The 20,461-nt window shown below is 33.9% G+C and carries 16 protein-coding genes and 1 pseudogene; 8 read left to right on the top strand and 9 right to left on the bottom strand.

The features are described from left to right. Positions 1-7: 7 nt before the first annotated feature. Together ACNQGH_RS17565 and ACNQGH_RS17560 are read right to left on the bottom strand one after the other, a co-directional pair. Positions 8-1,150, bottom strand: coding sequence for an efflux RND transporter periplasmic adaptor subunit (locus tag ACNQGH_RS17565; protein WP_417957319.1), 1,143 nt, complete (start codon positions 1,148-1,150; stop codon positions 8-10). A 270-nt stretch (positions 1,151-1,420) separates the two neighbouring features. Continuing rightward, positions 1,421-2,014: a TetR/AcrR family transcriptional regulator gene (locus ACNQGH_RS17560; RefSeq protein WP_417957318.1), complete on the bottom strand. Its 594-nt coding sequence runs from the start codon at positions 2,012-2,014 to the stop codon at positions 1,421-1,423. Positions 2,015-2,521: 507 nt separating this feature from the next. Between ACNQGH_RS17560 and ACNQGH_RS17555 the strand changes: the two genes are divergently transcribed. Then, positions 2,522-3,424, top strand: a complete 903-nt coding sequence (locus ACNQGH_RS17555) for a transposase (RefSeq protein WP_417957317.1) — start codon at positions 2,522-2,524, stop codon at positions 3,422-3,424. A 266-nt stretch (positions 3,425-3,690) separates the two neighbouring features. Here ACNQGH_RS17555 and ACNQGH_RS17550 read toward each other — a convergent pair. The 5 genes and pseudogenes from ACNQGH_RS17550 to ACNQGH_RS17530 form a co-directional block, all read right to left on the bottom strand. Further along, positions 3,691-4,547, bottom strand: a pseudogene (locus ACNQGH_RS17550) (penicillin-binding transpeptidase domain-containing protein). Positions 4,548-4,693: 146 nt separating this feature from the next. After that, on the bottom strand, positions 4,694-5,503 hold the full coding sequence (locus ACNQGH_RS17545) for a hypothetical protein (protein ID WP_417957316.1): 810 nt from the start codon (positions 5,501-5,503) through the stop codon (positions 4,694-4,696). Positions 5,504-6,102: 599 nt separating this feature from the next. After that, complete coding sequence (locus tag ACNQGH_RS17540) at positions 6,103-6,363, bottom strand: RDD family protein (RefSeq protein WP_417957315.1); 261 nt, start codon at positions 6,361-6,363, stop codon at positions 6,103-6,105. A 58-nt stretch (positions 6,364-6,421) separates the two neighbouring features. Beyond that, the gene (locus ACNQGH_RS17535; RefSeq protein WP_417957314.1) at positions 6,422-6,631 is read right to left on the bottom strand and encodes a zinc-ribbon domain-containing protein; all 210 of its coding nucleotides are present in this window, start codon (positions 6,629-6,631) and stop codon (positions 6,422-6,424) included. Between the two features lie 629 nt (positions 6,632-7,260). Further along, the gene (locus ACNQGH_RS17530) at positions 7,261-8,037 is read right to left on the bottom strand and encodes a ThuA domain-containing protein (RefSeq protein ID WP_417957313.1); all 777 of its coding nucleotides are present in this window, start codon (positions 8,035-8,037) and stop codon (positions 7,261-7,263) included. 763 nt (positions 8,038-8,800) lie between these two features. Between ACNQGH_RS17530 and ACNQGH_RS17525 the strand changes: the two genes are divergently transcribed. The 6 genes from ACNQGH_RS17525 to ACNQGH_RS17500 all read left to right on the top strand — a co-directional run bounded on the left by ACNQGH_RS17525 (position 8,801) and on the right by ACNQGH_RS17500 (position 15,126). Continuing rightward, positions 8,801-10,033 (top strand): cation:dicarboxylate symporter family transporter, encoded by a 1,233-nt coding sequence (locus ACNQGH_RS17525; protein ID WP_417957312.1) that lies wholly within the window; start codon positions 8,801-8,803, stop codon positions 10,031-10,033. Between the two features lie 230 nt (positions 10,034-10,263). After that, on the top strand, positions 10,264-11,040 hold the full coding sequence (locus tag ACNQGH_RS17520; protein WP_417957311.1) for an alpha/beta fold hydrolase: 777 nt from the start codon (positions 10,264-10,266) through the stop codon (positions 11,038-11,040). Between the two features lie 201 nt (positions 11,041-11,241). Beyond that, on the top strand, positions 11,242-11,832 hold the full coding sequence (locus ACNQGH_RS17515) for a TetR/AcrR family transcriptional regulator (protein WP_417957310.1): 591 nt from the start codon (positions 11,242-11,244) through the stop codon (positions 11,830-11,832). 560 nt (positions 11,833-12,392) lie between these two features. Continuing rightward, a complete protein-coding gene (locus ACNQGH_RS17510; RefSeq protein WP_417957309.1) occupies positions 12,393-13,091 on the top strand; it encodes an SDR family oxidoreductase in 699 nt (232 codons plus the stop codon). A 244-nt stretch (positions 13,092-13,335) separates the two neighbouring features. Then, the gene (locus ACNQGH_RS17505; RefSeq protein ID WP_417957308.1) at positions 13,336-14,103 is read left to right on the top strand and encodes an SDR family oxidoreductase; all 768 of its coding nucleotides are present in this window, start codon (positions 13,336-13,338) and stop codon (positions 14,101-14,103) included. A 21-nt stretch (positions 14,104-14,124) separates the two neighbouring features. After that, the gene (locus tag ACNQGH_RS17500) at positions 14,125-15,126 is read left to right on the top strand and encodes an NADP-dependent oxidoreductase (protein WP_417957307.1); all 1,002 of its coding nucleotides are present in this window, start codon (positions 14,125-14,127) and stop codon (positions 15,124-15,126) included. A gap of 539 nt (positions 15,127-15,665) precedes the next feature. On the opposite strand, the gene ACNQGH_RS17495 is transcribed toward ACNQGH_RS17500, so the two are convergent. After that, positions 15,666-17,246 carry an FAD-dependent oxidoreductase gene (locus ACNQGH_RS17495; protein ID WP_417957306.1) on the bottom strand — a complete coding sequence of 527 codons (1,581 nt, stop codon included), beginning with the start codon at positions 17,244-17,246 and terminating at the stop codon, positions 15,666-15,668. 699 nt (positions 17,247-17,945) lie between these two features. Here ACNQGH_RS17495 and ACNQGH_RS17490 point away from each other — a divergent pair. Next, the gene (locus ACNQGH_RS17490; RefSeq protein WP_417957305.1) at positions 17,946-18,104 is read left to right on the top strand and encodes a lmo0937 family membrane protein; all 159 of its coding nucleotides are present in this window, start codon (positions 17,946-17,948) and stop codon (positions 18,102-18,104) included. A 390-nt stretch (positions 18,105-18,494) separates the two neighbouring features. On the opposite strand, the gene ACNQGH_RS17485 is transcribed toward ACNQGH_RS17490, so the two are convergent. After that, entirely contained in the window at positions 18,495-18,968 is a 474-nt protein-coding gene (locus ACNQGH_RS17485) for a hypothetical protein (protein WP_417957304.1), read from the bottom strand. Positions 18,969-20,461: the final 1,493 nt, after the last annotated feature.

Here is a 20,461-nt window from a genome sequence, read left to right as displayed (position 1 = left end):
CGTAAAATTATTTTTTGTTAGTTATTTGAGCAAATTTAGCAGCTGGTTTCTCAGGCTGAATGAGTTGTCCTTCCTGAAGTTTATCGATACCGCTTAATACGATTTGGTCGCCTGATTTTAGGCCGTCTTTGATAAGATAGTCCGTACCGCTTTTACCGATAACCGTGATTGGCATTTTGTTAACCTTGTTTTCCTTGTTTAGGGTAAAAACGAAAACTTTATCCTGCATTTCTATCGTGGCGGATTGAGGAACCAAAATAGCATCGTTATGTTGAATACCTAAACGAATTTTGCCCGTATTTCCTGAGCGTAAAGTACCACTTGGATTAGGGAACGTGGCTCTGACGGTAATTGCTCCGGTATTTTTATCGAATTGTCCATCGACCATATCAATTTTTCCCAGTTCAGAATACGCATTATCGTCTGCCAGGATCAAAGAAACGGGCGGCATTATTTTTATTTTGTCATTGATTGTATTTCCGGAATATTGTGCTTTGAAATTGATAAAATCAGTTTCCCCTAAAGAGAAATAGGCATAGACTTCATGAACATCCGAAAGTTTTGTCAATGGTTCGATATCCGCTGCCGAAACTAAGCTTCCCTGTTTTTTTGGCAGTCTTCCGATATAGCCGCTTACCGGAGCTATAACAGTAGTGTAGCTCAAATTAATTTTTGCAGATTCTACCAGTGCTTTTGCCTGGTCCAAATTTGCTAAAGCAATTCGGTGTGATGCTTTTGCAGATTTCAGTTGGTAATCAGAAACCACTTTGTTTACCACAAGCGGAGTTAGTTTGTCAATTTCCAATTGTGCATTAATCAGCGCTGCTTGGGTACCATGAAGGTTTGCCAATGCATTGTTAAGTTGTTCACGGAAAGGACGTTCGTTTATTTTAAACAAAGACTGTCCTTTTTTAACATAAGCACCTTCATCTATAAAAACTTTTTCAAGATTACCGCTTACCTGAGGACGGATTTCCACATCAATGGTCCCTTGAATTGAAGCTGGATATTCAGCATCTGTGATAGTAGTTGCACTTTTGATGGCATAAATAGGTAATAGTGGGGCTGAAGCGGCAGGGGCCTGAGATTTATCCGAACATCCTGTTACAACTAAAGCAACAATGATACTAGCTAAGATTGTATTTTTCATTTTAGTCTTGATTTTAATTTGTTGAAAATTTGATTTATTTAAATTTGGTTTTGTATTAATTTCTCTTATATATTTATTTGTATTAAATTATTTAACATCGTTAAGTTAGTTGACGAAAAAATCCCTATAATTATCCCTTCCAATTACAAAATATATAATTGGCATTAAATTATTTATCGTCGTTAAGTAAAATAGTAAAAAAAAACTTTTTGGACTGTATTACTAGATTAAATTATTTATCACTGTTAAGTGATACTTAAATTTTTTTTGTTATTGTATTGATTTAATAATTCCGCCAATAGCATCTTTCAAAATCTGTGTATTAATCGTTTCTAATATTTCACTTTTATTAATTATATTGATTGAAATTAAACCGTGAATCACAGAAAAGAAAGTAAAATATTTTTGTTTTATCACTTCTTGCGATGGATTGTTTTTTTTCATTATTTCAGCGATAACAGCAGTAAATAATTTGTAAGGCCCTTGAGCTAGAGAGCATTGTTCGGAGCAACAGCTCATCTGTACACCAAACATTACCTGATACATTTCGGTATCAGTAAATGCAAAATCCCAATACGCCATCCACATCGCTTCAAGTTGTTCTTCAGGAGTTTCGTATTTATTTTTAGCCTTTTCAAGTTCAATTACCAACTTTATGAAACCTCTGGTGGTCAGCTCTTGTAATATGGCCTCTTTGTTAGAAAAATATTCGTAAATAATGGGTGCGGTATATTCGATTTTATCGGCAATTTTTCGCATACTTAGACCTTGCCATCCATCTTCTTTTACAATAGTATAGGCAGCATCCAGAATATTTTTTCTGGTTTCTTCTTTTTGTCTTAATATACGATCTTTACTTGCCATTTTATTTTTGGTATTAAATTGTTTAACACCGTTAGGCAAATGTATGGCTATTTTTAAAATTAAAACAATTCTTTCATAGTTTTTTCCTATTGTTATATATAAAAATTTAGTTTTAGGTTTTCTGGAAAAAAGGAAAGAAAGGTGTAAGCCCACTTTAGTAGTAGTTTTTGCAGGGCCAAATGGTGTATCTGATCGTCTGAAAAAAGCAGACTCTCTTGTTTTTATTTATTTTATTAATTGAGCTGTAGTTACTGATTTGTGTTGTTTTTAAGGATGTTTAGTCGTAAAAACAGGAGGTATGTGAGACAAAATAGACCTTTGAAAAATAGCTGTTCTAATTAAATAAGTATAAAATTTAAGCGTTGCATTTTCACAAATTGTTATTAATGCGAATCAAGGGTTGAAAAGCAGTGGTATAGTTAAATAACAAGAAATATCTTTCAAAATATTTGTTTTAAAGTCTGAAAATCAGTACGTTTAAGGTGTATTCGAAGCACTTTTAAACATATGATTATTCAGACTAAAGCCGTAAAATTAATACAAATCTATTCAACAATTTGTGAACAATTTGAAAAAGATTTAAAATACACATGTCAGCGATTCAGCAATAACGACAAGCAAGATTTAACAGATCAAGAAATTGTGACAATTTACTTATTTGCATTAGAAGAGGAACGGCGAATTACCGTAACGCAAATCCATCGATTCGCTGCCGAATATTTGTATTCCTGGTTTCCAAAACTTGGTACTTATTCTGCGTTTTCTAATCGACTGAACCGATTATCAGAAACTTTCAGAGAATTGGTAACTAGCTTGATTACAGACAACTATCCTGAGGATTGTTTTTTTGATCAGAGCTTGTTGGACTCAATGCCGATTATAACCTGTTCTGGAAAGCGTTGCGGAAAAGTTGCCAAAGACATTACAGATAAAGGATATTGTTCTACAAAAAGCATGTATTACTATGGAGTTAAACTTCATTCATTAGCTTTTAGACGAGAAAACAAAATTCCTTTTCCCGAGGAGATACAAATTACCCCGGCATCTGTCAATGATTTAACCGTATTCAAAGAGGTATGGTCAACGAAAGAAGATAGATTCTTTTTTGGCGATAAAATCTATCAAAACAAAGAATTTTTCTCTGATTTTGAGAAAGAAAAAAACTCTGTAATGATGACCCCTGTTAAAGCAGTAAAAGGAGAATGTCAAGAAATTAGAAATAGAGACAAAGCTTCAAACGACCTGTATTCAACCGCAGTATCAAGGGTTAGACAACCTATTGAATCCCTTTTCAATTGGTTAATTGAAAAAACCAATATTCAAAGAGCATGCAAAGTTAGATCCACAAAAGGCTTGTTAGTACATCTGTTTGGAAAGATAGCAGCTGCCTTTATAAACTTAATTTTTTAACCCTTGATTCGCATTATTAGTAATAAATTTCAAAACTTTTTGATTTAACCCCAATACTTATGGGGTTTACAGGCTATAAGCTACAGATTTGAGCAAAATAATACGAATAATACAAACAAACGTTCATCCAGTGCTTCAATTTGAATTAAAGCTTTTCATAATCTGCAGGACTATCTTTTTTAAAGAACATATTAACCACTGGTTCCTACGCAGGTTTCTGCTGTTGTTTCGGAAACGATAAAACGTAGCTGTTACGTGTTGGAATTTTATTTTATTATGTTTAAGTATTGAAAGATAGATTTTGTAATTTCTTTTCTGCAGTTTCCAAAAAAAGAGCTATTGGATTTTCTGCCCTGTGTTAGCTGTGTCGCAAAAAAATAAGTTCCGTTTTCATTCTCTAAATAGCCAACCCACCAGCCTGTATTAATTCCTTTTTCCTTTGTCCAACCAGTTTTTGCATGAATAGTGTAGTCTTTTTTTTGTTCAGTTATCACTATCTTTTTTACTATTTGGATGTTTTGTTTTGAGAATGGTAGCTTTTCTTCGTAAAGCTTTTTGATAAACTCTACCTGATTAATAGGTGAAATAGCAAAATTACCAAAATTCCAAAAATCATCGTCTTTTTGAGAAAGGTTAAGATTTCCATAATTACAAATGGTCAAATATTTTTTATAATTTTTTTTGCCAATTTTTTTGCTAGTTCAACAAATACCCAACCTACCGAAGTTATAAAAGCCTCTTTGGCGGTCATACTGTGATAAATTTCGGGTCTTGAACCATATTTGATTGTGTCTGCTCTTCCTTCCCATTTTACTATATCATTCTCGCTTAAGATTGTCTTTGTTTCTAATGCAATAAGCAGGTTAATAATTTTGAAGGTAGATGCGGGCAGCATCTCCTTCGTTGCACCAACTTTGTCGGATAAAATCCATTTATGGCTGTGATTGTCATAAATCGCAATTGAACCCTTTACGTTGCAGTTGTCAAAATATTTTTTTAAATCTTCACGTAACACAATAGCGTCCCTGCTTGATGCAATTGAATTGTTGCTCGAGCCTTTGTTTGCACAAGACAAAATAAGTCCAATAAATAAGATCCCTATAATTAATTGTCTAAATTTCATTATTATACTACTGTCTTTTCGATATCATATGAAAAGTGGTGACTTTGTAACAAGTGCACTTTCGCATAGTGCAGGAACATGGGTTCCGTTTAACACCGCTTCATTGTTGGTCTTTCAGGCTTGGCGAAGCATTATTAGGCGCTGGCTTATTCATTGTTATCCTTATTTATTGAACTAACTATTGTTTTCATCATTATTCGATATAATCCTGACGATAAAGTGTTATATTTCTGCTTTATTTCTTCGTTTTCGAACCATATATCATTCCAGGAACCCATTCCTCCAAAAACAAAAGCTTTACTTGCGGACATCAATAATTGACGATTTTCAAGAGCATAGTTATCTTGAACAATTAAATCATTGTGGTAAAAACCAGTTTCTGGGCTTTTACTTTCAAGTGTTTTTTTTGCCTTTTCAAATATTTCACCCCAATTTTCAGCTGTTTCTTTAAATGCAAATTCAGCAATTTGTTCAAGGATAGTTCTTAATTTTTCTCTTACATCTCTTAAATCAAATTGTAGATTAATAGTTGGTTGTTTAGCAACTGCTTTTCGATAAGTTACAATCCATGGTTTATCTTTTAAGATTTTATCATGGGTCCAATTGCTTAACCAAAAATCAGAGTAGTTATCGTAAACACATTCAATAAACCAATTTCCACCTCCAGCTACGAACCCGGCTAATTTATGGTCATCTGATTTCTTTGTGTGGTAATATAGACGAAGTTTATTGCAACCATCTTTTTTTAATACTGTAAACCATTCAGTTGGGGTGTTAGCAACTATAAGTTCCTTTTTTGCAGTAAAAATGTTTTTCTTTCGTATTTGTCTAAAATCCACAGAATTGCAATGTTGGAAGGTGGAATTTTGAAGATTAAAATTAGTTGACTTTCCAGTTCTTAAATATTCGTTTCCATATGATGTTATTGTAATAGTTTGAGCTAATATTCCTGTCATTTTTTTTCCGTATTTTTTTTCTGCATGCACCCAGCATCCCGCTACTGAAAGAGGTTTTGGGACTAAATTATACCTATTGTTAAGATTTACCAAAACTACCAGATACAAATTTATTTTCCCATTAAGCCGATTGCCAAGATCAATTGTAACAGCTTATTGATAGTAGGTTTTTGTTTCATTGTTGTCGCCACAAAATAGGAGCGACCACTGATATCGATTCCAACAGCAAGTTGATAATTTCCATTGCAATAATGGTTTTCATTTTTTATACTTTCTAATTTTTTGGATTAATAAATATGCTCAAAGAGGAAATTATTTCATAAACAAAATATTCTAAACGGGATCAAATAAATGCCATCACTGGGAGCATCAGACGCTTCCCAACCTGATATCCGCTTGGTTTATCCTAGGGAAGCGAGGGGAACGGTGGTGTGAGGGGTACACTCCGTCAATTTCTAACGGAGCTATCTCGATTGTGGCTGGGTTTTTATATAGTCTAGTTTACTGATAACAATTGTGTTTGCCGCTTTGTCATGTAAAGTTTGAACATTTTTACTCGATAATGCAATTAAATAAATTGGAGGAAAAAAACTATAAATTCATTTTACTACATTTCGTATTAATAGTTTCATTGTTGTCGGTAATTTGTCTTCATCCAATTCAGAAACTTTAATTTTTAGTATTAATTTTCCAACTGAAGAGCCTTTTAGTACTATGTCACAGCCTAAAAAATAAATAAAACCAATAAGAGAGAGCAACATGCCAACTTTCAAAGATACTAATGCAAGTATTACAAAATAAATAAATATTATGTCGATTAAATAAGCACCTAATCTTTTTCCAAAAGTTGTAGGACTCATGCCTAAATAGTTACCCGAAAAATTATTGCCTAACGGATTTTCCGGGCTATATTCATCTTTAGAAAGTACTGTGCCTGGTACATATTAAGCAATAATCACATTCTAAACCATCTCCTAAGTTGTCCGTTGGAATTAAGGGAATAAAAAAAATGTGGAAATGCTTTTTAAATCTCTTTAACGTGTAATTTTGTTTATTTTGACAGTTTGGGCAATTAAATTCTCCAGTTTTAATAACCGATGGGATTGTTTTTGTTCCGAAAATAATCATAGTTGAAAAATTAAGTTAATAGTTTAAATTGATTTTTAAGGATTGTTTGTCAGTTCGTCTGAAAAGCTCCAAAGGTGCCTGACATGAGTTAATCAGAATGTAAATATATGTGATTTAAACTACAATTTTTACGATTTTTATAAAAATGATTCCGGTTCGTCTTTGAATAGAGGAAGCTCTAAAACTCAGGAAAAATGGAGATCAATCTATGCTGGCCATTTATATGGAACTTCCTCCTTCACTTTACGAACAGCGCATTATTTCAATGTTCTTAATAATTGTTCTTTTCTTTTCTTTTCTTTTCTTTTCTTTTCTTTTCGTGTGGCGGATACTACTAGAACATTTTAGTGAGCCATATTTTGCCGTAGTTTTCTTTGTCCTTAAATTCAAGACTGCAAAATTACGTTTTACTTCAATATTTAAACTCATTTCCCTCAAAAAAAACAAAATGGTGCAAGCAATAAACAACAAATCATGTCCATCAATTTATTTAGCGGAAAACTTTTTCACTTTATGATAAACTAGCGCTATTTCTAAAAAAAAAAACCATTTTACAGCCTGTAAAATGGTTTTTTATAATTATTGAATCATCGGTATTAGTATACCAATGGAAAAATACGTTATCTTTTTTATTTTCTCATAGCATATTTAATACCCCCCAATAAATGTTGTAAAAAAAGTGGTTCGCTGTAGCTTTCAACAGTATGCCCTAGAGCCGTGTAAAAAACCCTGCCCCCTTCAAAATTATGATACCATGCCATAGGATGATTGTTATTATTTTTCCCACCTGTATAGGAGGACTCGTCGATTTTTATGAGTACGCTTATTTCGGGATTTATATTTTTAAAATTATACCATTCATCTTTTCTCTCCCATATTGAAGGCAGGTGTTTTGTAGACAGCTGTTTGTTATCTACAACTACCAGCTTGGCTATTTGTTGCTTTGGGTGCGATTCAAAACTTGCTCCAATCATTGCCCCATACCATGGCCAGTTATACTCACAATCTGTTGCGGCATGGACACCTACAAAACCGCCTCCTTTTTTCATGAATTTTTGCAGAGCCAGTTCTTGTTTTTCTCCCAATACTTTACCTGTTGTGCTTAAAAAAATAACGGCCTGATAGCTTTTTAATTTTTCGGTGTTAATATCAAGAGAATCTTCCGTTGCATCCACCAAAAAATTATTTTCAACACCTAGTTTTTTAATGGCATTGATACCTGCCAAAATACTTTCATGTCTATAGCCGTTTGTTTTTGAATAGATAAGTACTTTTTTTTGTTGCGATGGATATTCTTTTTCAGCGTTTTTTTGGAAGGAGGCTAAAAGAAATAGGAAGGTGCAACTGCTGACCGAAACAGCAATATATGATAAAAAAATATTTTTTTTTGTTCTGAATGTGTTCATGTTTAAAAGAAATTTATAATAATCATTTGTAATTGTTTTTTAAAATAAGGCTAGGTATGTTCTGTTTATGACAAATTCCCGTCGTATTTATCCGGAGTACATAATACAGGGCCTATGTGGCATCTTTTTCGGAAGTGCAATAACCCGGAAGTGTTATTTGTTTCATCATTTGTAAAATAAGGAGTAGGTCTTTTGTCATTGCAAATTTTTCCATTCTGGTTTTTTAATACGTTAAGTACTTATTTCATCGTTATTGTTTTATAAAAATAGATAAATTAGTGAAACAAATACATCCTAAGAGATTGTATTTTAAAATTAATTTCAGATTGCATGCCCTAAACACAATTTAAATTTGCTTTTACTATTTGTTTAAAACTACTAGGAAATCCTTTATGTTTGCTTTTAACTAATATAATTTTTTTTAAAGATAAAATAGTTAAACTGACAATAATTTTCTCTGATTAGTAACCATGTTAGCAATTTGCTTCTTTTTTTTCCTGTTTATAATGATGTCTCTGTCGAATGGAAACAGCAGGTTAATGTGGGAAAAACTAAAACAGTGAAGCTTGTTGTCAATGATCAATTACTTTCATTTTAAAACGATAATTTGGAATACAAATCGGAACCTGGAGTGATTTGATGATTGGCTCCTGATCTGATGCTATTAGAGTCAAAAATTCCTTTGAATTGCTAAAATATAATTATATTGCTATAAAAACGGCCTCCACGGTTAAACTACAAATAAATCAAATTATTATTTAGAATGAAAAAAATCCTGACAAATCTTACCACCTGGGTTTTAATAGCCATAATTTCGGGAGCAATTTTAGGCCATTTTATGCCTGAAACGGCAACAAAAATGCAGTTATTAGGTACTTATTTTATAAATGTTGTAAAAATATTTATCAACCCCATAATATTCCTGACAATTTCTCTAGGAATTAGTGGGATGGGAAGTCTAAAACAAGTTGGAAGAGTTGGTGGAAAAGCGTTATTATACTTTGAAATTGTTACTACGATTGCTCTTTTAATTGGGGTTGCGGTTACTTGGATTATTCAACCGGGGAGCGGAGTTGCAACTGTTGTTGCCCAAAATGAAGAAATTTCAAAGTACACAACCGGTGCAGAAAGTTTTAATTTATTAAATTTTTTAAAAAGCAATTTAACAATCCAAGTGCTATTGTTCTCTATCTTTTTTGGGATTTTTCTAAATAAATATAAGAACAGCGACCACATTAAAAACGTTCTTACTTTTTCATCAAGATATGTGTTTAAAGCACTTCATTTTGTAATGTTTTTTGCTCCAATTGGTGCTTTCGGCGGAATTGCTTACACCATTGGGAAATTCGGAATTGCGACTATGATTCCGTTAGCAAAACTGATGCTTACGGTTTATATCACAATGGCATTATTCGTTTTCGTTGTATTGGGGTCTATGCTTCGCTATTATAATGTCAGTATACTGCAATTTTTAAATTATATAAAAGAAGAGTTATTAATCGTTTTAGGAACTTCATCATCAGAATCGGCATTACCCTCTTTAATGGAGAAATTAGAAAAAATGGGTTGCTCCAAGTCGGTAGTCGGATTGGTTGTTCCTGCAGGTTATTCCTTTAATTTAGACGGAACAACAATTTATTTGTCAATGGCAGTTTTGTTTTTGGCGCAAGTTTATAATATCGATTTGAGCTGGGGACAAATGGGAACCATTATAGGAGTTCTTATGATAACATCCAAAGGAGCTGCCGGAGTTACAGGTAGCGGCTTTATAGTCCTGGCATCAGCACTTTCAGCCGTAAAAGTTATTCCTATCGAAGGATTGGCTTTGCTTCTTGGAGTTGACCGTTTTATGAGTGAAGCACGATCAATCACTAATTTTATAGGAAATGGAGTGGCCACAATTTTTTTATCAAATAATGAACAAGAATTTGACAGGGAAAAAATGAAAGCAGCATTTTCAAAAGAAGCGTATGAATACAACATAAATGAATTATGATTGATCAAAGACCGATGCGGTGCTTTTAATTGGGTAAGAATAAGGATTACTATTTAATATTTAGTGAATCGAAAAAATTTAAATTTAAAATTTTGTACCAAAAAAAAATCGGTACTCCAGATGAAATAAAACATTGAATTTACAGACTTTGTGAAAAATAGTAATTTTAATAAACAGAAAAAACAGCAAAATGTGTTTTGGAATTTATTGTAACTAATACGGAAACAGCCATGAGTACTACATTGACATCCTCAAACCTCCTTTACTTTACCGAGTACGGATCAGGATCACCGCTTTTGCTGGTGCATGGGCTAATGGTTACTGGTGAGATGTTCGAGCCGGTCATCGAGCATTTTGCAAATCGACATCGCGTAATCGTTCCCGATTTGCGCGGCCACGGTCAGAGTCGTGGACTTCCACCTCCGTATACGGCTGCGCAGCTCGCAGCGGATCTATCGCACCTGCTCGACCATCTGGGTATTGATTCTGTCACTGTGCTTGGCTACTCACAGGGCGGCGCGATTGCACAACAAATGGTCCTCGATTATCCTGAGAGGTGCAATCACCTCTTACTCGCCTGCACCTACGCCTTCAACATGGCGTCCTTTCGCGAAAAGCTCGAAGGACATATTGTGCCGCTTCTCATCTGTGTTCTAGGTATGAGGCGATTCGCTAAGTTTATCATCTCACAGGGCTTGCAGCAGCTTGACAAAGAACGAGCTGACTGGGTGGTTGGGCTCATCGCGGATCAGGACCGCAAATTGATGGTAGTTGCGTGGAAGGAAACGATGGCATTCGACAGTAGACGTCACCTGGCAGAGATCAAATGTCCGACGCTCGTCATCGCCGCTTTGAATGATAAGGCAGTTCCGCTCCGCCACGCAAAGATGCTCCATGAAGGTATCACAGGTTCACAGCTTGTCATCGTGGATCAAGCGAACCACGCACTCATTTGGACGCACTCGAACGAGTTCATGCGATTAGTGGACAAATTCCTCTCATCATGATGGCGTAGGACCCTTAATTGTCAGAAAAGGGGACTATTCTAAAACATTTCAAACCGATTTACCTTTAGGAACTACGTTTAAACCTTATTCATCGGTAGCATAAAGTTTGCAAAGTAACTTTTGATTTTTATTATTTTTATTATTTTTATTTATCAGTATAATATACTTTTTAGTATATTTACAATCTAATTATAAGGCAGAATGCTTACAAAGGCGGAAAAAACAAAACAATTCATACTCGAAAGTGCAGTGCCACTGTACAACGAGAAAGGTATTTCGGGAGTGAACATCGATGATGTCCTTGAGGCTACCAAACTTACAAAGGGTTGTCTATATGGTCATTTTGAAAATAAGGAAGACTTGTCTGAGCAAGTTATCGACTTGTCGCTTAAGAAGATTTCTGACAAAGTAAGGGCTGCAGTGTCAAAAGGTAAGACAGCAAAGGGTAAAGTATTTGCATTTATTGATTTTTATAAAAATCCTATCGAAACATACATTCCTGGAGGATGTCCAATATTTAATGCTGCTGTAGAGGCTGATGACAATTACCCTGGTATAAAACAAAAAGTAGCAAAAGTGTTTAGAGCCGGTCAGGAAGAAATTACCGCTTTACTTCAAGAAGGAATTAATAATGGTGAATTTTCCGATAATCTCGACCCTGTTGTCTTTGCTTTTAAAATGGTAGCTGCGGTTGAAGGAGGGATGGTAATGTGCAGGGTAATGAATACAACGAAACCCATGTATGGTTTGATTAAAAGTCTAAAGTCGGAGTTAGAGCAATACGCTATGTGATTTTTTGTAGAATAAAATAGACTAAAAAGTATATTATAAAATAGACTAAAAAGTATAAATGTTAAAAAAAAATAGATCTTATAAATAATACAAAAGTTTTTGAGCGGTACACCTTAAAGGATTGAATTAGTTAACCGAGTGATTATGGCTCCTGTGACTGGCGGTCGTTCCAATAACTTAGGATAGGTGGCTACTAAATTAACCAGGGAATGATAGAGTCCTTTACGGATGTTTTAAACAATCCAGATGCGTTACAGGCAGTTGCAAAACATTTCCGTTAATTGTTAAAGGTACAATCATTATCAACAGGGGCTTCAATAGCAGAATAATGGCGATGGAGATCTCGTTTCTTTCGGCGTATCCTTTTAGGCGAACCTGAATATCGTAGGATGGCTCATAACCGATGCATCACTGAACCAGCCGGCCAGGAAGCCTTTTATACACCAGACGAAAAAGGATATAGCAATTATCCGACAATAAATAAATAAATAAATAAATAAATAAATAAATAAATAAATAAATAAATAAAGAGAGCATTTTTAATTTTAATTTATATAATAATGAAAACAACAGGAAATACAGTATTTATCAGTGGCGGAAGCGCCGGAATAGGATTAGCGATTGCTAAAAAACTAAATGCCGCAGGCAACAGGATAATCATCAATGGACGCAATGAAGAACGCCTGCATAACGCGTTAAAACAATTGGATAATGCCGTTTCAATACAAGGTGACCTATCGCTAGAAGCAGATAGAATCCGTATCGCGACGCAACTAAAGGAAAATTATCCTGAGGTGAACATAATCGTTAACAATGCAGGTGCGGCCTTTAGCTATCTGCTGAGTGAAATTTCGAATGCACATGAAAAGGCTGCTATCGAAATGAATACGAACTATTATAGTGTTATCCATTTTACAGAACTTTTACTGCCACATCTGATGCAGAAAGCAGAGGCTGCTATTGTCAACATCTCCTCAATTGCCGTTTTCGGCAGTCACAAATTACTACCAACTTATGGAGCTACCAAAGCTGCCCTACACAGTTACACCGTAGCGTTAAGATATACCTATGAAGAGGAGAAAAATCTTCAGATATACGAAGTATACCCGCCATTGGTAGATACGGAATTTTCAGCAGAAATAGGCGGTGCAAATGGTATTCCACCGGCTGAGGTTGCCGATGAACTTTTTTTGGCACTAGAGAAAGATCAGTTTGACGTCTCGGTGGGCGATTCAAAACAATTTTTCAAACAGGCTTGATAATACAGGTGACTTAGGTTCTTCGTTATAAAAGAAGGAATTACAGGATGCATTTTTTACTGTAATTACTGATACTTTTTTTTCGGAATAAATGTTCTGTACATAGAATAACGAAGGATTTATTTTGAAAATACTTAACTTTATTGCTGCATTTTTGTATCTGTGCCATGCCTAAAAGGCTTTAGTGTTGATTTTAAAAATACTGCCGCTAGGAAGATTTATAAATTTCAAATTTAAAAATACAATGGAAATAAAAGGTAAAACAATATTGATTACTGGAGGTGGTTCTGGCATTGGGTTAGAATCTGCCAGGCAGTTTTTAGCCGAAGGAGCCAACGTAATTATCACAGGTAGAAACGAGGCCAAATTAGATGCGGCAAAAAAAATACTCCCATCACTAATAACTATAAAAAGCGATGTTGAAAATCAAGAGGATGCCTTATCCCTTTTTAATAAAATTGCGTCTTTAGGGGGTATTGATATTTTATACAACAACGCAGGCGTCGGAACCCCCGCACTTAATCTTGCGATTGCAAATGAGCAAATTCTCAAAAATGCAATTTATGAAATGAATGTTAATTATTTCGGGGTTATAAGACTGAATAATCTTTTTATTGAAATGCTGAAATCAAGAAAGGAAAGTGCTATCATCAACACCTCTTCGATTTTGAGCTTGGTACCAGCGTTGGAAGAGCCAACTTATTCTGCCACTAAGGCAGCCTTAAGCTTTTACTCCCAATTACTTAGAAAGAATCTGGAGATACAGGGCAGCAATGTAAAAGTATTTGAGCTGTTGCCTCCGGTTGTAGCAACAGATATGACTGCTCAAAGAAATGATAAGAAAATGACTCCAGAGCAGTTGGTAAAAGCACTTATTTCAGGAGTTAAAAGAGATCGGTTTACCATCCGTGTAGGGGATACAAAATTATTATATATCGTGAGCAGGTTTTTTCCTAAACTAGCTTTCAATTTAGTAAACCCTAAAAAAATATATGCGAGCCTGAAGCAATAAATAAACTTTAAAATAGATAAGATGAAAGCATTTATAATTGATAAGTATAGTAAAAATGAGAGGTTGCAGCTTGCTGACATGCCTGTACCAGAAGTAAAAGATGATGATGTTCTGGTGGATGTTTACGCATCTGGGGCAAATCTTTTAGACTTCAAAATAAAGACAGGAGAATTCAAGCTGATTTTGCCTTATAAACTTCCTTTAATTTTGGGACACGATGTAGCAGGCGTAATTATCAGAGTTGGGAAAAATGTAAAAAAATTCAAAGTTGGCGACGAAGTCTATGCCAGACCAGCCGACCACCGCATTGGTACATTTGCAGAATTCATTGCGATAGATGAAAAAGATGTAGCCCTCAAGCCTAAGAATCTTTCTATGGAAGAAGCGGCATCCATTCCCCTGGTAGCTCTTACTGCCTGGCAGGCTCTGGTTGAAAGAGCACAAATTATAAAAGGGCAAAAAGTGTTTATCCAGGCCGGTTCCGGAGGTGTAGGGACTATTGCAATTCAGCTTGCTAAACATTTAGGGGCTACTGTTGCTACTACCGCAAGTGCGAAAAGTTTCGATTTGGTTAAAGGACTGGGTGCCGATCTGATTATTGATTACAAGAATGAAGATTTTGAAAACCGCTTGAGCAATTACGATGTCGTACTGAACAGTCAGGATAAAAAGACACTTGAAAAATCGTTACGAATACTAAAATCCGGTGGAAAACTTATTTCTATTTCCGGGCCGCCCACTCCTGATTTTGCAAGAGAAATAGATGCGCCCTGGTATGTGAAAATAATCATATCATTAATAAGTGCCGGTATACGCAAAAAAGCAAGGAAACGGAATGTTGACTATTCCTTTTTGTTTATGCGGGCTCAGGGGGAACAGTTAAGCAAAATTACAACACTTATAGAGGCGGGAACAATCAGACCGATTATAGACAAAATCTTTCCTTTTGAAAAAACTAATGATGCACTATCTTATGTAGAAAGTGGACGTACGAAAGGAAAAGTGGTCATCAAAATAAAATAGACCGTGGTCTTGTAGAGAGAACTACATCAAGGTGGATATTCTGGGCAACTATCTTATTCCGTTTTTTTGAGCATGGCACTATTTTTTTTAGTAGACTAATTGTCAGTTGTTTGAATGTTCTGATTTGCAATTGTATACCTATGCTTAGTTTCCAGTATGCAGTGATCTTGGGTTCAATAATCTCCAGTATAACTGATGTGCATATCAAATAAAATTGCGTATAATATCCAAAGTAAAGTATTAATATAAACGAGTTAAAATATTGTTTATCAATGTTTAATTCGTTTTGTTTTGTGATATTTTGTTTTGCTATTTTCCGATGCAATAAGGTAGCTTAACCTATTGAAAGCATTAACTAAGTAGATTTATGATCGACAGCTGCGACAGAACCCTGTTAACTCCAGATATAAAGAATATAAAACTATGATGGTGGTCATTTTAGTTCCTAGTTGCCCAGCCTTAGGTCCTGACAGATGTTTTTTATGGCCAAATATCTTGATAAGCCAAACAATTATAATGTTAAACTTTATGTTCTTTGCTCATATTTTTTTTAAATCAGAAAGTGCTGGTCCATTTATTACTTTGCCTTTATTGGTAAAACGGGAGCCGTGCATTGGACAATCGAATGTTTTTTCGTCGGCATTCCAATGCAGTATCCCTCCTAAGTGAGGACAAACTGCAGAGAAGGCATGAAGATTATTCTGCTGGTCACGATATGCTGCAATCTTTTTCAATCCGAATGAAATAATCCCACCTTCACCCGGTTTTAAATCGTCTATTTTTTTTATATGTTCTGGAGTTAACCAGTCTCCGAATTGCACTACCATATTTCCCACTTCGTGCAAGTAATCACCAGTAGTTTTTAGTGTAATGCGTGAGGGACTGTATATTTTAATCCAGGGATTTTCTTTTCCGGTAATTATGTCGGTGATAATCATTCCGCCAAGTGTTCCATGTGTCATACCGTTACCAGAATCACCTGTTATAATGTAAATGTTATCTTCATCTGGATTCTTGCCAATATACGCCAATGAATCGATAGGTTCCAGTACCTGACCAGACCATTTGAATTCAATAGCCTCAATAGCAGGAAAATGTTTCTTTGTCCATTTTTCCAGTTTGATATAACGATCCTCCTCTTTTATATTCTCGTCGTCTGCCTGTCCAGTACGATGGTCTTCTCCGCCAGCAATCAATAGGTCATATTGCTCATCAAACTCTTCTAAACGAACATAATGATAGGGCTTTACGATCCATTTTGAGCTAGAATCTCCAGTGTCCCACCACAATGCATACGGTAGTTTTCCTTTAGGAACTTTGGCAGCTATCACATAGGTGCGATAAGGCCATTGTTTCGTATGCATTATTACCCAGTCATTGATGGGGGTGTTAGTTGCAACTACAATGTGATTTGCTTTTACTTTAAAACCGTTTGCAATGGCACCATGGGTCGTAATATTTCCTGCTTTTGTCTGTGTATAGATTTCGCCTCCCAATTTTATAAAGGCACTAGCTAATCCTTTAAGATAAAAAAGTATATGAAATTGTCCCTGATCAGCAAATTTAAGACACCACTTTCCTTTTTCAGCTGCAATGGACGGGACCGAATTTAGCATCTCAGTAATAAGTCCGGCACGCTTTGTCGCTTCGTATTCCTTTTCTAATGTTTCCTTGGTATCAGAAGGATGCAAAAACAAATAGCCATCCACTCTTTTAAAATGGCAATTAATTTTATGATGTTTAACGGTATTTGCTATCCATTCAATAGCAGCCATATGACTATTGGCTACTAATTGAGCAGTATGTTCGTCGAAAGTTTTTTCCAATTCAAAATAACGGTCGTCAAGTGCACACGTAATATGAGCAGTAGTTCTTCCTGTTTCACCGCTTGCAATAAATCCGTCTTCAACCAAAATTACTTTACGTCCTTCCTTTGCAAGACAGTAAGCGGTGGTGAGGCCTGCAATACCACCTCCAATAACTAAAATATCAGTATCAATATTCTGGTTTAGTTTCTCAAAAGCAAGCGGCTTTATTGCCGATGAAAACCAATAAGAAAGATTTTCCCCAGAGGTTATAGTGCCATTTTCAGATTCAGTAGCATTTTCAGGAGTTTTCATTTGAGACTTTTTTAATGATGGGTTTTTAATGTGTTTATTTTGAATTACTTAGGAGTCATTGAAAAAATAAATTTACGAAATAAATTTAATATTATGGGAAATTAACTGTAAAGTAAAAACGATTGGGTGTTGGTTAGGATATTGAAATTCAGTAGCTTTAAGTTTTAAAAAAGAGGCAATTGCTGTAGTGGAATACAAGTAAAAATTATTCTAGAGTTGAATTTATCAGTCTATACAAAAGCGCATGGTAGAAAAATTATTCTCAATGATTATACGGACGAAATTAAAATAGAAATCTTTTGAATAATTTGCAGTGTGATTTCTAATAAAAGGCCTTTTGTTTACGTAATTCATTCATAGTGAATAATTAAGTAACTTTGTATGAATGGAATTTAATAATAACTTTTAAAAGAAATAATTATGATAAAAAAATAATTAGAATTTAGGAAGTCACCTTTAGTGTTACTATTGCCTCAAAGTTACTGTCGTAATAAATAGGACACAAATCGAAATAAAACCCTAAAAGAAACGCCAAAAAATATTGTAATGGCAAAGAACAAATTAGGGTAAGCAGGTAATAACTGCTGGTATTGAAATTGAAGTATGAAAACCAGCTAATTTTGCCTTATCAAGGAATGTTTTTGATACCATATGGTGTTATAAAGTAAGAAAAAAAATGGACTTAAAAAATAAATCAAAATGGGAAATTTACTCTATACGATTGCTGTAATATTAGTTGTAATATGGGCAATCAGTTTTTTTGGTGGATTTGTGACAGGAGGGCTAATACATATTTTATTGTTGATTGCTTTAATTGCAGTTATCTTAAGGGTTATTCAAGGGAGACCACCTTTGTAAAGAATCATGTATTATAAGTATGACTATTTTTATAGTAATTAATTAATTATCAATAATTTATATTGTTGTTAAGGTAGTATTGCACAGCATAATTGAATTCTAATAGAACAAAGTAGTAGTTTTTTTGTAGCTATCTTTTTGAAATGGCTAGTGGTGACAAACTGCTTCATTTTTAATGATAAGGGGTTCAATATTTGACGCTACTAAAAAGTATTTTTTTGTAAAAGTATTCTCTGTTTTTAATTTTGTTATTATTGTTTGATGAAGGGAAATCTATTTCTAAAATTATAATGATTTTAGGTTTAATTTATCTTTGAATATAAAAAATGCCGCTCTGTATAGTAACAGTTGCGGCATTTAAAAAAATCTAAAAAAGTCTTTATGTTGCTTCTAAGAATTTTTATAACACAAATACACTATGCAAATTGATTTTTGCTTATTCAATTTCAAATATAACTCCGTTTGATTTTCAATGGTCTTGTAATGTTTACGTGTTTTTTGAAATGTTTTTTTAACAGTTAGCCTCGCCACTAAATAATTTATTGTAGATTCTGCTCCTTGATTCAAGTTGATGTCAGTTTCTTTCAGTCCATCATAACATCCGCTAGCTTCAGGGATTTTTCCAATAACAGATTCCGGGTGGATATACAAATGGTATAATATTTTATTTTTAGTTATATTTCCAATACCTGAAAAGATATGCTGTTCTAAAAGTGCATCACAAACCATTTTATTTGGTATTTCCTTGAGTTTCGTTTTGGCATTTTTAGAGTTCCAGTTCTCATTTATAACATCTTCATTCCAATCGTATTGCGTATTTATGTCACAGTCTAAAATTTTTATGTCACAGAAATATAAATTCAATTCGCCATTTTTGAATGTAAGATTTAAACGAACGGGTAAATCAAGAGGGAAATTAATAAATCTAAAACGAATTGATTTTTGTAATGCAAAAGGAAATAATCGCTTACATTTACATTACAATTTCCGTTTGAAAATGGATGATGTTTTGAAAAGGTGAACCAGTTCCTAAATGCTGTCAAGGATCCTAAGGATAAGTGGCTTGCAATAATGACGGAAGACCATGTCCGACATACTAAAAAAAGGAGACCTTTTTAAAGGGTCTCCGATTGTAGATTCTGATTTACCATTTATCAACTCATACTGCTAAGTATGAAATGACTATTTGAATCAGCTTTTCTTTTCAGATAGTTTTACTCAAGTGATGAATCAAAACCACAGTCAAATATACAATTTACTTTTGCCATAATTATTGTAAACTATTGGTTTAACGAATCATTAACTCTGATATGTAAAAATCTTAAACTATTGCTGCTTTTTATTTCTTCCTTTCTTTTTTCAATAGTATTTTGGTAGTTTTTTTCAAAATTCTATAATGATGTTTAAAATAAAAAACAATTTCTGTTGGATTGTTTCAAAAACGAATTTTTAGATCTTATGAAAAAAGAGAAAATTGCATCCCTAACTATATTTGAGATATGGAAGGGTATGAAATTATGGGATTTATTATGATTTGTTTTTTAGATCTTGAGAGCTATGATTTATAAGTTTAGGAAAACCGTTTTATTTTTTTTAGAACTGTTGTTTAGAAAATAATATAGACAGCGTATTATTACACTGAGTTATTAAAGCTCCCCCCGAAAAAGTATTCGTGCGTTTATCACCGTTTATCAAATGGAGAATTCTAAACGGATTAGGATTTGCAGCCTTTGAATTTTAATCTTTTTCTATGCTTATTCGATAAGATAGTATCGTTAAAACTAATGTTAACGGTGTGAATAGGAATGTTTCGATGTTTGTTTTTGCAAATAAATTTCCAATTGTATTAAATACAAATAGCAGTGCGAAAAACCGGATGCTATAATTTAGTATTTTGATGGGAATGTTAATTTTTAATAATTTTCCTCTTATTGCTATCACAGTAATTATTATCAAATTTATTAAAATTGAAAATATTTCAATTTGGCGTATTTCCATTTGATTTTTAAAATTTCCACCCCAAACTATATTATATGGAATTATTTGGCTCAGTATCGAAAGGTGAAATATTATAATCATTCCGAGAATAATTAAAATTGCAAATATTGAAAATTTAAAAGATATTTTATTAAGCATAAATCGTATTTAGTTAAATTTATTTTTATCATTTCTAATCTTATTCCGGTTAAAATGGACACCTATTCTATCTAACTTATTATAAGGAATTATATAACATACTTATTTTCACAATAATATATTGCCTAATTCTTCAGAGAAACCATCTATTCAGTTGTTTTTAAGTTATACCTAATTCTTCAAATGAAATGTTTGAGTTTTTCATCATTCGTTTGACGGCA

This window comes from Flavobacterium kochi (genome assembly GCF_048286715.1).
Classification (GTDB): Bacteria; Bacteroidota; Bacteroidia; order Flavobacteriales; family Flavobacteriaceae; genus Flavobacterium.
The sequence above is the reverse complement of the archived record's forward strand: the minus strand, read 5'-3'. Positions and strand labels throughout refer to the sequence as shown.